Annotated in this window: 12 protein-coding genes; 8 read left to right on the plus strand and 4 right to left on the minus strand. The window is 60.2% G+C overall.

Annotation, left to right across the window (positions count from 1 at the left end; all coding sequences use genetic code 11):
* Positions 1-3: 3 nt before the first annotated feature.
* The 3 genes from xdhB to CFBP5499_RS10695 all read left to right on the plus strand — a co-directional run bounded on the left by xdhB (position 4) and on the right by CFBP5499_RS10695 (position 4382).
* Positions 4-2343, plus strand: a complete 2340-nt coding sequence (xdhB, locus tag CFBP5499_RS10685) for a xanthine dehydrogenase molybdopterin binding subunit (protein ID WP_175416680.1) — start codon at positions 4-6, stop codon at positions 2341-2343.
* Positions 2344-2357: 14 nt separating this feature from the next.
* Complete coding sequence (xdhC, locus tag CFBP5499_RS10690; RefSeq protein ID WP_175416681.1) at positions 2358-3197, plus strand: xanthine dehydrogenase accessory protein XdhC; 840 nt, start codon at positions 2358-2360, stop codon at positions 3195-3197.
* A gap of 255 nt (positions 3198-3452) precedes the next feature.
* Positions 3453-4382, plus strand: coding sequence for a LysR substrate-binding domain-containing protein (locus CFBP5499_RS10695; protein WP_080824522.1), 930 nt, complete (start codon positions 3453-3455; stop codon positions 4380-4382).
* On the opposite strand, the gene CFBP5499_RS10700 is transcribed toward CFBP5499_RS10695, so the two are convergent.
* Entirely contained in the window at positions 4358-4696 is a 339-nt protein-coding gene (locus tag CFBP5499_RS10700; protein ID WP_175416682.1) for a hypothetical protein, read from the minus strand. The genes CFBP5499_RS10695 and CFBP5499_RS10700 overlap by 25 nt on opposite strands.
* A gap of 459 nt (positions 4697-5155) precedes the next feature.
* On the opposite strand from CFBP5499_RS10700, the gene puuD reads away from it, so the two are divergent.
* The 4 genes from puuD (at position 5156) to CFBP5499_RS10720 (ending at position 9962) form a co-directional block, all read left to right on the plus strand.
* Positions 5156-6418 carry a urate hydroxylase PuuD gene (gene puuD, locus CFBP5499_RS10705; protein ID WP_080824521.1) on the plus strand — a complete coding sequence of 421 codons (1263 nt, stop codon included), beginning with the start codon at positions 5156-5158 and terminating at the stop codon, positions 6416-6418.
* Complete coding sequence (gene guaD, locus CFBP5499_RS10710) at positions 6415-7725, plus strand: guanine deaminase (RefSeq protein ID WP_080824520.1); 1311 nt, start codon at positions 6415-6417, stop codon at positions 7723-7725. The genes puuD and guaD overlap by 4 nt, the downstream gene beginning before the upstream one ends.
* A gap of 303 nt (positions 7726-8028) precedes the next feature.
* The gene (locus CFBP5499_RS10715; protein ID WP_080824519.1) at positions 8029-8748 is read left to right on the plus strand and encodes a sulfite exporter TauE/SafE family protein; all 720 of its coding nucleotides are present in this window, start codon (positions 8029-8031) and stop codon (positions 8746-8748) included.
* Between the two features lie 80 nt (positions 8749-8828).
* Positions 8829-9962 (plus strand): alpha-hydroxy acid oxidase, encoded by a 1134-nt coding sequence (locus tag CFBP5499_RS10720; RefSeq protein WP_175416683.1) that lies wholly within the window; start codon positions 8829-8831, stop codon positions 9960-9962.
* A 100-nt stretch (positions 9963-10062) separates the two neighbouring features.
* On the opposite strand, the gene CFBP5499_RS10725 is transcribed toward CFBP5499_RS10720, so the two are convergent.
* Together CFBP5499_RS10725 and CFBP5499_RS10730 are read right to left on the minus strand one after the other, a co-directional pair.
* The gene (locus tag CFBP5499_RS10725; protein ID WP_080824517.1) at positions 10063-10407 is read right to left on the minus strand and encodes a DMT family transporter; all 345 of its coding nucleotides are present in this window, start codon (positions 10405-10407) and stop codon (positions 10063-10065) included.
* The gene (locus CFBP5499_RS10730) at positions 10404-10988 is read right to left on the minus strand and encodes a TetR/AcrR family transcriptional regulator (protein ID WP_080824516.1); all 585 of its coding nucleotides are present in this window, start codon (positions 10986-10988) and stop codon (positions 10404-10406) included. Before CFBP5499_RS10730 ends, CFBP5499_RS10725 begins: the two co-directional genes overlap by 4 nt.
* Before the next feature lie 188 nt (positions 10989-11176).
* Here CFBP5499_RS10730 and CFBP5499_RS10735 point away from each other — a divergent pair, with 188 nt between their 5' ends.
* Positions 11177-12466: a D-alanyl-D-alanine carboxypeptidase gene (locus CFBP5499_RS10735; protein WP_175416778.1), complete on the plus strand. Its 1290-nt coding sequence runs from the start codon at positions 11177-11179 to the stop codon at positions 12464-12466.
* A 1-nt stretch (position 12467) separates the two neighbouring features.
* Here CFBP5499_RS10735 and CFBP5499_RS10740 read toward each other — a convergent pair whose 3' ends face one another.
* Positions 12468-13211, minus strand: coding sequence for a metallophosphoesterase family protein (locus tag CFBP5499_RS10740; protein WP_080824514.1), 744 nt, complete (start codon positions 13209-13211; stop codon positions 12468-12470).
* Between the last annotated feature and the right edge of the window lie 4 nt (positions 13212-13215).

The following is a 13215-nucleotide window of genomic DNA, read 5'->3' on the forward strand; positions in this document are numbered from 1 at the left end:
ACCATGGACACCACAAGCTTCGACAAGACCAAGACCGAAATCGACGGCCCCATGCATACCTCGCTTCGGCACGATTCCGCCCATAAGCATGTGACCGGCAGCGCCGAATATATCGATGACATCCCTGAACCCGCCGGCCTCGTCCACGGCGCACTCGGCCTTGCCGACCGTGCCCATGCCGAAATCATCTCTATGGACCTCTCCGAAGTGGAGGCCACACCGGGCGTGCTCTGGGTGATGGTTGGCAAGGATGTGCCCGGCGAAAACGATATCTCCTCCGGCGGTCGTCACGACGAGCCGCTGCTGGCCGAGACAAAGGTCGAATTCCACGGCCAGCCGATTTTTGCGGTCTTTGCCGAAACCCGCGATATCGCCAGAAAGGCGGCGCGCAAGGCAAAGATCACCTATAAAGACCTGCCGCATTTCACCGATATCGACACGGCTATAGAAAATGGCGGCGCCCTCGTCATCGATCCGATGACGCTGACGCGCGGCGATGCCAAGATCGAAATGGATGTCGCGCCCCGCCGCCTCACCGGCACCATGCGGATCGGCGGGCAGGAGCATTTTTATCTCGAAAGCCACATCGCCATGGCCGTGCCGGGTGAGGATGACGAGGTGACGCTGTGGAGCTCCACCCAGCATCCGAGCGAAATCCAGCACATCGTCAGCCATATTCTTCAGGTGCCGTCAAATGCCGTAACGGTGCAGGTGCGCCGCATGGGCGGCGGTTTCGGCGGCAAGGAAACTCAAGGCAACCAGTTTGCAGCACTCTGCGCCATCGCCGCCAAGAAGCTGAACCGGGCCGTGAAAATCCGTCCGGACCGCGACGAGGACATGAGCGCCACCGGCAAGCGCCATGATTTCCGCGTCGATTACGAGTTGGGCTTCGATGAAGAAGGCCGCATCCACGCCGTCGACGCCACCTATGCCGCGCGCTGCGGTTTTTCCTCCGATCTGTCCGGCCCGGTCACGGACCGCGCGCTGTTCCATGCGGATTCCAGCTATTTCTATCCGCATGTGCACCTCACCTCGCGGCCGCTGAAAACCCACACGGTCTCCAACACCGCCTTTCGCGGTTTCGGCGGCCCGCAGGGCATGCTGGGGGCTGAACGTTTCATCGAGGAAATCGCCTATGCCGTCGGCAAGGACCCGCTCGATATCCGCAAACTGAATTTCTACGGCGAGACCGGCTCCGGCCGCACCACGACGCCCTATCATCAGGAAGTCGAAGACAACATCATCGCCCGCATCGTCGAGGAGCTGGAGACATCCAGCGACTATCGTGCGCGACGCGAGGCGATCATCGAGTTCAACAAGACCAGCCCGATCATCCGCAAGGGCATTGCGCTCACCCCTGTCAAATTTGGCATCTCCTTCACCATGACTGCCTTCAATCAGGCGGGTGCCTTGGTGCATATCTATAATGACGGCTCCATCCACCTGAACCACGGCGGCACCGAAATGGGCCAAGGCCTTTACACCAAGGTGGCGCAGGTGGTGGCCGATGCCTTCCAGGTGGATATCGGCCGGGTGAAGATAACAGCCACGACCACCGGCAAGGTGCCGAACACGTCAGCCACCGCCGCCTCCTCCGGCACCGACCTCAACGGCATGGCGGCGTATGACGCCGCGCGTCAGATCCGCGAGCGGCTGGTCAAGTTCGCCGCCGAGAACTGGAACGTGCCGGAAGAAGAGGTTGTCTTCCTGCCGAACCGGGTGCGCATCGGCCTTGAGGAAATCGCCTTCAATGATTTCATCAAACGAGCCTATTTCGCCCGCGTGCAGCTCTCCGCCGCCGGTTTTTACAAGACGCCGAAAATCCACTGGGACCGCGCCGCCGGTCGCGGCACGCCGTTTTATTATTTCGCCTATGGCGCGGCCTGCTCGGAAGTATCGATCGATACGCTGACCGGCGAATACCTGATGGAACGCACCGATATCCTCCACGATGTGGGAAAGTCACTGAACCCGGCCATCGATATCGGCCAGATCGAAGGCGCCTTCGTACAGGGCATGGGCTGGCTGACGACGGAGGAATTATGGTGGGACGGCAAGGGGCGGCTGCGCACCCACGCGCCCTCCACCTACAAGATCCCGCTCGCCTCCGACCGGCCGAAGAGCTTTAACGTCAAGCTGGCGGAATGGGCGGAAAATGCCGAGCCCACCATCGGCCGCTCCAAGGCCGTGGGCGAACCGCCCTTCATGCTGGCGATCTCGGTTCTCGAAGCCCTCTCCATGGCCGTCGCCTCCGTCGCCGATTACAAGGTCTGCCCGCGCCTCGATGCACCGGCAACGCCGGAGCGGGTGCTGATGGCGGTGGAACGGTTGAAGAAGGTGTGAGAATGCCAGCGCCAATGCCTGACACCCCACTCACCAATTTCCTCACCCGCTCCACCCCCGCAATTCTCGTGGAAATCGAGGCCGTCAAAGGCTCCTCACCACGCGAGGCCGGCACCTTCATGCTCGTCTCACAGGACGACTTGTGGGAAACCATCGGCGGCGGGCAATTCGAATATATGGCGATAGACCACGCACGCGCCATGTTGCGAAGAGGTGTCGCCGAAGACCGCATGGATATTCCGCTCGGGCCGGAAATCGGCCAGTGCTGCGGCGGCCGCACCCTCATCCGCTTCAGGCTGATAACGACGCAGATCGCGGCCGCGCTCGAAGCAAGGCTAAAGGTCGAAGCCGAACAGCAGCGTGCCGTGTTCATTTTCGGCGCGGGCCATGTCGGCAAGGCACTGGCCCAGGCGCTGTCGCTGCTGCCCCTGACACTGACGGTAGTGGAAACCCGTGAAAGCGAGTTGCGCGATCTTCCAGCGACGGTCGCATCCGTACTCACACCCGTGCCAGAAGCGCTCATCGCAAAAATCCCGGCCAATGGCGCGGCGATCATCGTTACCCACGACCATGCGCTCGATTTCCTGATTGCGAAGGAGGCGCTTGCCCGCAATGATCTCGCCTATGTCGGCATGATCGGTTCGAAGACCAAACGCGCCACCTTCGCCCATTGGCTGGCGGATCAGGCAGAGCCCGCTTCCGGCCTTGCAAGACTGACGCTGCCCATCGGTGGCACAGGCGTCAGGGACAAGCGTCCCGCCGTCATAGCGGCCCTTGTGGCAGCCGAGTTGCTTCAAGCGCTTTCTGCCACCGAAACTGGGAATCCCCGCAAACACCAGCCCGCCCATCCCTGAGGCCGAGATCGCGCTTCAACGCATCAGGCAGGCTTTCATCGGCCAGATTGTCCGGCCGAAAGCTCTCAAAAGCAAAATGTTCCGCTGTCCGCAGACCCGCGCGCAGGCGGGACCACGCGCGCAAGAATGCTGTGCGCATGTTCATCTCCATCCGAATTTTCAGAAGCTCAGTTGATCTATGAAACTGAAAATGACTTGATTTCCGGATAAAAACCAATGAAACGTTTGGGGGGTTAGCATAAAGAGAGCTTATCCATGAAGATGTCTCGCCAGTTTCCGCTGAATGCGCTGCGTGTGTTCGATGCCGCAGCAAGACATCTGAGTTTCACCAAGGCCGGTGAAGAGCTGGGCATGACGCAGACGGCTGTCAGCTATCAGGTGAAGCTGCTGGAGGAGAACATCGGTGAGCCGCTCTTCATCCGCAAAGCGCGGCAGGTTCTGCTGACCGAGGCCGGACACAAACTGGCGCCGAGGGTGGCGGAAGCCTTCAACAGCCTGCAGGAGGCCGTCGACACTATTCGCGACACTTCGGACGCCACCCTGACCATCCATTCCACCGCCACTTTCGCCTCGCGCTGGCTGTCGCGGCACCTAGGGGCCTTTCAGCTCGAGCACCCCTCGATCGCGGTGCGGCTCGATACATCAAGCGCATTGATCGATTTTTCCCAGTCCGACTGTGATGTCGCCATTCGCTGGAGCCGCGACGATGGCAAGGGGCTGACCTATCATCAATTGCTGCGCGGCGTTTATACGCCGATGCTACATCCGAGCCTCGCCGAGAGCATCGGCGGATTGCACAAGCCGGAAGATCTGCTGCGCCTGCGGATCATCGATCCCGGCGATATCTGGTGGAGCCAGTGGTTTCGTGAGGTGGGCGTCGAAAATCCGGGCCTTGACCGTTATCCGCGCAGCCGCCTCAATGTACAGGCCTTCGAAGCCGCCGCGGCAATCGCCAATCAGGGGGTGGCCATGCTCACACCGGAACTCTATGCCGACGAGATCGCGCTCGGCCGCCTTTACCAGCCCTTCGAGCACCTCAGCAGCGAAGGCAAGAACTACTGGCTGGTCTATCCCGAAAACCGCAGGAACATCCGCAAGATAAAACTGTTTCGCGACTGGATATTGAAACGGATCGAAGAAAGCCGGCCACCGCAGCTGCCTCAATACCCCATGTCCGGCGCATAAAAGCAGCGCGGCGTATCCTCGTCCGGAAACAGACAGAGATGATATTCGCCATCTTCGGATCGTCTTGCCTCGCTCTGCGACCAGCTGAAGAAATGACGCCGCGTGACCATGCGGTGATCGCCGGGCGCGAGCGAAACCTCGTAACCGTCGGGCGTGATACGAACGCTGCGTGTGGGGATCATCTGGCAGTCGCCGGTTTCGGCGTCGCCATTGCAACAATAGCTTTCATATTTGAACCCCTTGTGGGATTCATGAGCAAGTGCTGTGGCGGTGACCGCCAGGAGCAGAAAGAGAACCGTCAGAACAAGGCGCATCGGCATGGTCTCCGTTGAAAACAACGGCGGCTGCCGGAAGGTCATTGCGTCCCTTCAAAATTTCACACATCAACCCGCACCCGGACACAATGGTACCGGGAACTGCAACACCTGCCCCCTGATCTGCCCCCGCCCCAGGGTTTGCAGCGCCCGCCTTCGGAATAACCGCCAGCGAAACATGTCATGGGAGCTTAAAAGCTCCGCAGCCCTATATTTTAGCACATCGGCGGGCCGCTCACAGAATAATAGCTGAGTCGCGTTAGCCAGCTAAGCACAAACTATGCGGCAGGAAGCGCGCATTGCAACTTTACCGGGCCTACCGCGATACCTTGCAGCCCGAACCGGGTTGTGGACATGAACGCACCGGATTGTGAACAATCACTCCCCGACCGCTGCTTTTCCCTTTCCTAACGGTCAAATTTCTCGCAAGGTGCGCTGCACAAGGATCAGGGGAACCGCATGTACGAATATGCCATTGCGTGGGAATGGATGGCCTTTGCCGTCCGCTGGCTCCACGTCATCACCGCCATCGCCTGGATCGGCTCATCCTTTTATTTCATCGCACTCGATCTGGGGCTGGTCAAACGCCCGGATATGCCGCCGGGGGCCTATGGCGAGGAGTGGCAGGTGCATGGCGGCGGCTTTTACCACATCCAGAAATATCTGGTCGCCCCTGCCCGGATGCCCGAGCACCTGACATGGTTCAAATGGGAAAGCTACGTCACCTGGCTTTCCGGTTTTGCCATGCTCTGTATCGTCTATTATGGCGGCGCGGACCTGTTCCTCATCGACCATTCCGTGCTTGATCTCACCCAGTTCCAGGCCATCTGTCTGTCGCTGGCATCGCTGGCCATCGGCTGGCTGTTTTATGATTTTCTCTGCAAATCGCCGCTCGGCAACAATACCTGGGGCCTGATGGTGGTGCTCTATGTCGCGCTGGTGGCGATGGCATGGGGTTATACGCAGGTCTTCACCGGCCGCGCCGCGTTCCTGCATCTCGGCGCATTTACCGCCACCATCATGTCGGCAAACGTGTTCTTCATCATCATTCCCAACCAGAAGATCGTCGTCGCAGACCTGATCGCCGGGCGCACGCCGGATCCGAAATATGGCCGCATCGCCAAACAGCGCTCGCTGCACAACAACTATCTGACGCTGCCCGTCATCTTCTTCATGCTGTCGAACCATTATCCGCTGGCCTTCGCCACGCAGTTCAACTGGATCATTGCGGCGTTGGTGTTCCTGATGGGCGTCACCATCCGCCATTGGTTCAACACCACCCATGCCCGCAAGGGCAAGCCGACATGGACCTGGCTTTTGACCGCGCTGATCTTCATCGTCATCATGTGGCTTTCCACCGTGCCGAAAGTGCTGACCGGCGAAGAGGAGCAGAAGGCAGCGACCCTTTCCCCCATGCAGCAGCAATTCGTCAGCGACGCCCATTTCACCAAGGCGCGCGATGTGGTTCAGGGCCGCTGTTCCATGTGCCATGCCGCCGAACCGGTGTGGGAAGGCGTGCCCTTCACGCCGAAATCGGTGAAGCTGGAAACCGACGAACAGATCGCCGCCCATGCGCGCGAAATCTATTTGCAAGCCGGCCGCAGCCATGCCATGCCTCCCGGCAACATCACCGCCATCACCCCGCAAGAGCGCAAAGTGCTGACCGCCTGGTATGAAAGCGCGGTTTCCGGGGCTGGAAAAGCCGAAGGAAAGACTGAATGAGCATGGTTCTGCTGCGTGGCCGCCTGCTGAGCTTCCGCCGCGCGCCGCTCTCCATCGACGATACGCAAAGCTATCTCTATATCGAAGATGGTGGCCTGCTGCTCGAAAACGGCAAGATCGCCGCCATCGGCGAATACGCCGATATCCGTGAGACAGCGCCTGATGACATCGAGGAAAAGGACCACCGTCCGCATCTCATCGTGCCCGGCCTCATCGACATGCACCTGCATTTCCCGCAGATGCAGGTCATCGGCTCCTATGCCGCCAATCTGCTGGAATGGCTGAACACCTATACGTTCCCGGAAGAATGCCGCTTCGTCGAAAGTGCCCATGCCCAGCGCATCGCCACGCATTTTTACGACGAGCTGCTGCGCCACGGCACCACCACGGCCGCTGCCTATTGCTCCGTGCATAAAACCTCCGCCGACGCCTTTTTTACTGAGGCCATGAAGCGCAACATGCTGATGGTCGGCGGCAAGGTGATGATGGACCGCAACGCCCCGCAGGGCCTGCTGGACACGCCGGAAACCTCCTATGACGAGACGCGCGCCGTCATCGCCGACTGGCACGGCAAGGGCCGCAACCACGTCGCCATCACGCCGCGCTTCGCCATAACCTCCACCCCGAAGCAGATGGAAGCCGCCCAAGCGCTGGCGCAGGAATTCCCCGATCTCTTCATCCAGACTCACCTCTCGGAAAACTTGGACGAGATCAAATATACCTGCGAGCTGTACCCCGAAGCGACCGACTATACCGACATCTATGTGCGCTACGGCCTGATGGGCAACAAGACGCTGCTCGGCCACGCCATCCACCTCTCCGAACGTGAGGCGGACGTACTGTCGGAAACCGGTGCGGTGGCCGTGCATTGCCCCACCTCCAACCTCTTCATCGGCTCCGGCCTGTTCCCGATGAAAAAGCTGCAGCGGCGTGAAAAGCCGGTGCGGATCGCGGTCGCCACCGATATCGGCGGCGGATCGAGCTATTCCATGCTGCGCACCATGGACGAGGCCTACAAAATCCAGCAATTGCTCGGCGAGCGCCTGAACCCGCTGGAAAGCTGGTATCTGATGACGCGCGGCAACGCCGAAGCGCTTTCCATGGTCGACCGCATCGGCACGCTGGAGGCCGGCACTGACGCCGACATCACGGTGCTGAACGCCTCCTCCACGCCCGCCATGGCGCTGAAGATGGAAGTGGTGAAAAGCCTGACGGAAGAACTGTTCCTGATGCTAACCATGGGCGACGACCGCACGGTGGTGGAAACCTATGTGGCCGGCAGGGCGATGAAGAGCGTGTTGGCATAGTTCGGCTGAGGCCGAAACATAAGGCCGCCGACTCACTTACACAGTCATATATTGGATTGAGCGAGTGCCGCGTCGTTCTTCTCCCCGCCGGGGAGAAGTCCGCGGCAGCGGGATGAGGAGGCAAGGGTGCGGTCCATCGCTAACGTTGCCCCCTCATCCGACCCTTCGGGCCACCTTCTCCCCGGCGGGGAGAAGAAACCGTGCCGCACCCGCTCGCTTCATATGACTGGCTGGCATCACCGGCCAAAACGCGAATGACCTCTGGAGCGCCCCGTGCCGGCTTTAGACACAACCACCCTGTTCATGGTCCTCACGACTTTCATCATCGCGGGCATCGTCAAGGGCGTGACCGGCATGGGACTGCCCACCGTTGCCATGGGCGTGCTCGGCCTCTTCATGCCGCCGGTCATCGCCGCAGGGCTGCTCATCCTGCCCTCCTTCATCACCAATATCTGGCAATTGCTCGCCGGACCGGATTTCCGGGCCATCGTGAAGCGGCTGTGGCCGATGATGATCGCCATCGCGATCGGAACGCTGCTTGGCATCCGGCTGATGACATCAGGCACCGGCGTCTGGACCACCTCGGCGCTCGGCCTCTGCCTTGCGGCTTACGCGGCCTACAGCCTGTTTGCCAGACCGGTCTCGATTCCGGCAAGGCTGGAACCAAAGCTCTCCCCGGTCATGGGGCTGGCAACCGGCCTTCTAACCGGCGGCACCGGAATTTTCGTCGTGCCCGCCGTGCCCTATATCCAGTCGCTCGGTTTCAACCGCGATGATCTGGTGCAGGCGCTGGGCCTTTCCTTCACCGTCTCCACCGTCGCACTGGCTGCCGGCCTTGCCTCCCAGAATGCTTTTCACGTCGAGCATCTGTCACTGTCAGCACTCGCCGTCCTGCCTGCGCTCCTCGGCATGTGGCTTGGCCAGAAAATCCGTTACGTCGTCAGCCCGGCGACATTCCGGCGCTGGTTTCTCATCTGCCTGCTCATACTGGGAGCCGAGCTGTTTTTGCGGGCATTCTGGTGATGGAAATCCGTCGATTTTGATGTCGTGACCGCCACATCCATGTTATGCGAAGTCATCATTCAAATGTGAAGGCTTTATCCATGGGCAAAATCCTGACCATAGCGGACCTGAAGAAACAGGCTCAGCGCCGTGTGCCAAAAATGTTTTTCGACTATGCCGATAGCGGCGCATGGACCGAAAGCACCTACCGCGCCAATGAGGACGATTTCGCCAAGATAAAGCTGCGCCAGCGCGTGCTGGTGGATATGACCGACCGGTCACTCGCCACCGAAATGGTTGGTGAGAAGGTTTCGATGCCGGTGGCGCTCTCCCCCACCGGGCTGACGGGCATGCAGCATGCCGATGGCGAAATGCTGGCCGCCAAGGCGGCGGAGGAATTCGGCGTGCCTTTCACGCTCTCCACGATGAGCATCTGCTCCATCGAGGACGTTGCCTCGGTCACCTCGAAACCCTTCTGGTTTCAGCTTTACGTGATGAAGGACCGGGATTTCGTCAACAATCTGATCGACCGCGCCAAGGCCGCCGGGTGCTCGGCGCTGGTGCTGACGCTTGACCTGCAAATCCTCGGCCAGCGCCACAAGGATCTGCGCAACGGCCTGTCCGCACCGCCGAAATTCACCCCGAAACATATCTGGCAAATGGCGACACGGCCGAAATGGTGCCTCGACATGGCTCGCACCCAACGCCGCAGCTTCGGCAATATCGTCGGCCATGCGAAGAATGTTTCTGACCTCTCATCACTCTCCTCCTGGACGGCGGAGCAATTCGATCCACGCCTGTCGTGGAAAGACGTCGAATGGATCAAAGAGCGCTGGGGCGGCAAGCTGATCCTCAAGGGTATCCTTGACGAGGAAGATGCCCGCGCCTCGCTCGATACCGGCGCCGACGCCATCATCGTCTCCAACCATGGCGGCCGCCAGCTCGACGGCGCCCATTCCTCCATCGCCATGCTGCCGAAGATCGTCGACACCGTTGGCGACAAGGTGGAAGTACATATGGATGGCGGCATCCGCTCCGGTCAGGACGTGCTGAAGGCGGTGGCGCTCGGCGCCAGGGGCACCTATATCGGCCGCCCCTTCCTCTACGGTCTCGGCGCTGATGGCAAACAGGGCGTGACGACGGCGCTGGAGATCATCCGCAAGGAAATGGATATCAGCATGGCGCTTTGCGGCAAAAGACTGATCACGGATGTGGATCGCAGCATTCTGGCGTGATGTTGGTTGGGCGGAGACACCAGAGGCGCCGCTCCATTCTCTGCCGTCATGCCGGACTTGTGTGGATGTTGCCCTCACGAACGACCTCAGCCAGCCAATCTCAATGCCCCACCGTCTTCGAAAACACGTTCACGATGACCACCCCCATCACGATGAACCCCAAACCGATGACGGCCGCAATATCCAGCGTCTGGCGGAACACGAAATATCCAATGCCGGAAATCAGCACGATGCCGAGCCCGCTCCAGATCGCATAGGCAACGCCAACCGGAATCACACGCAGCGTGAATGACAGCAGGTAGAAAGCCGCGCCGTAAAACACCGCCATAAGCACTGTCGGCAGCAGCTTGGTGAATTGCTGCGACTGCTGCAGGAAGGAGGTCGCGATGACCTCGCAGATAATGGCCGCGACAAGCGCGCCATACGTAAAAACAGCCGCGTTCATCGTTCCATTTCCTTTTTCGTCTGCGCGATCATCCGGGCCTTGAGAGCCGCCCTGTCGCCGCCCGCCCTGCCATCATCGGCCAGAAGATCAGCAAACCATATGCCGTCTGCTGCCAGCCGCACGAGTTCCAGTACCACCCCGTCATCCGTTTCTTTATGACGGGCAAGGCGCCCCTCGATCCATCTGTTCCACAGGCGCCGAAGCGATGGTTCGCCGACCATGGAAACGGAGATCGCCGCCCATTGCCTGCCCGATTCCCTGCCCCGATCCGAGAAAACAGCGTTCACATAGGCCCGCGTAAAGCTTCCAAAGGCTTCACGATCGTGTGAGAGGAGGTCGTCGATCTCAGTGTCCAAAGCCGCGAGAAGGTCCGCCATGACCGCTTCCAGAAGTGTCTGCTTGGAAGGAAAATGATGAAACAACCCGCCCTTCGTCACCCCGGCAGCATCGGCCACCGCCTGCACGGAAAGCGCCGCAACACCCTGCTCAGCAGCAAGTTTCGCCGCGCAATCGAGAAGATTGCGGCGCACGATTTCCGGCTGCTTCTTGCGTTCGTGAGCATTTGTCATGCCTTTAAACATACCGGATGGTTGGTTTCTTTGCAAGGAAATTGTGGGGGCAGGCATCGGGTTGAAATTCATACTTAATTAAGCATGAAAGCGATCTCTAAAGTTTTAGCGGTTTTGTTGCCGGAAAGTGTCAGTAAAACTTCGCTCATCACGGCGATCGAGAAAAGGGGCGGATTATGTCGGGAACGATCAAACGGGGAATGGCGGGTGCATGGGTCTTCGTGCTCACCTTCTTTTGCGCGATCCTCTCCTTGCAGGCATCGCCTGCTCAGGCCGGCTACGCCCATTTCATCATGGATGCCAATACCGGCAAGGTTCTGGCGTCCCGCAATGCCGATGTGCTGAACCACCCCGCCTCCCTCACCAAGATGATGACGCTTTATATGACCTTCGAGGCGCTGCACGCCGGCCGGCTTCGCTGGGATCAGAAGATAACCATGTCCAAGAACGGCGCATCGGTCATCCCCTCGAAGCTTTACGTGCGCCAGGGCCAGACCTTCACCGTGCGCGAGGCCGTTTATGGCATGATCGTCAAATCCGCCAATGACATGGCGGAAGGCATGGGCGATCACCTCGGCGGCTCCGAGGCACGGTTTGCGGAAATGATGACCCGCAAGGCCCGCCAGCTCGGCATGTCGAAGACCGTGTTTCGCAACGCCTCGGGCCTGCCCAGCAAATCCCAGGTGACGACAGCGCGCGACATGGCCAAACTCGGCCTTGCCTTGCAGCGCGACTTTCCCAAGGAGTATGGCCTCTTCGCCATGGAATCTTTCAGTTTCCGGGGAAAACGCATCCGTGGCCACAACAATCTGATGTATCGTTATCAGGGCATGGACGGCATCAAGACCGGCTACACCAATGCCTCCGGCTTCAACCTCGTCAGCGCCATCAACCACAATGGCCGCCGTGTCGTCGGCGTCGTACTGGGTGGCAAGACCGCCCGCAGCCGCGATGCGCAGATGGCAGCCCTTCTCGAAAAGGCCTTGCCCCAGGCATCGAGAAGCCGCAACACCGAACAGCTCGTCGCCAGCGCCAATGTCAGCCGCACTTTCGATGTGGCCGCCACCGCCGTGCCGACCGCTTCGGTGCCCCCTACGTCCGTTCCATTACCGATGTTCGCCGAACGCCGCGCCGACCCGGTCGCCATGCAGATTGCCACCGCCAATAGCCAGATGGCCGACATGATGCAGGTCTCCGCCATTCCGAGGCCTGCTCCCGCCGCTGCTACGACCGGCCAGAGAAGCCGTTGGGAAGTGCAGATCGCCGCAACCGACAGCGAAGCCGCCGCCCGCTCCCTGCTCGCCAATGCCCGTTCCAATATCGGAAACTACGCCGGGATCGCTCCCTATACCGAGGCTGTTCAAAGCGGATCGGCAACGCTTTACCGCGCCCGCTTCACCGGCTTCGAAGACCAGTCTTCGGCCGTATCCGCCTGCAAGGAACTGAAGGCGCAGTCCTATGCCTGCGTGGTGATGACCAGCGAGGGGTGATTCAGCGCTTGAGCCACCCGTTCGTCAGCGCATCGGCCAGATAGGGAATACCGTTGACCCGCGCCATTTCGGACATGGCCAGATTGTCGTAGCGGATATTCCGGAAATACACCTGCCAGCCGCGCGAGGTCTCTTCCAGCACGGCATAGGTGGCAAGCGGATGTCCGGCCTCGACATGATGGTCGAAAGGCGTGTCATCCTTCCAGCCGGGGCAACCGACGCTGCCGGGATTGACGATCAGCCGGCCATCGGAAAGCTGCACGGTGCGGGGAATATGCGTATGGCCACACAGCATCAGCGGCTGCGTGATACCTTGCGCCCTCTCCTCGATTTCGGCGAGAGGCCGCAGTTTCAGCACTCCTTCCGGCGACAGCGTTTCCAGCCAGTAGTCGAGATCGCCGAGCGGCGAACCGTGGCAGCAATAGGCGACATCCCTGAACACCATGCTGAAGGGTAACGTATGCAGCCAGTCCAGATGCGCGGCGGTGAGCTGCGCATGCGCCGGCTTCTCCCAGCTGCCCATCTCTTCCGGCGCCCGCTCGATCAGCTCCCGGTCATGATTGCCGCGAATGCTGGGTATCCAGTTGCCAACAAGCACATCGCCGGTAAAACCTGCCTCCAGCGGGCCGCTGAAACAATCACCGAGATTGACGATGTCCGTGATCCCCAGCTTCGCAATATCCTCCAGCACGGCCTCCAGTGCGGCACAGTTTCCGTGAATATCGGCAATCGCGGCAAAGATCATGGCT

This window comes from Agrobacterium tumefaciens (genome assembly GCF_005221325.1).
In the GTDB taxonomy this organism is placed as follows: domain Bacteria; phylum Pseudomonadota; class Alphaproteobacteria; order Rhizobiales; family Rhizobiaceae; genus Agrobacterium.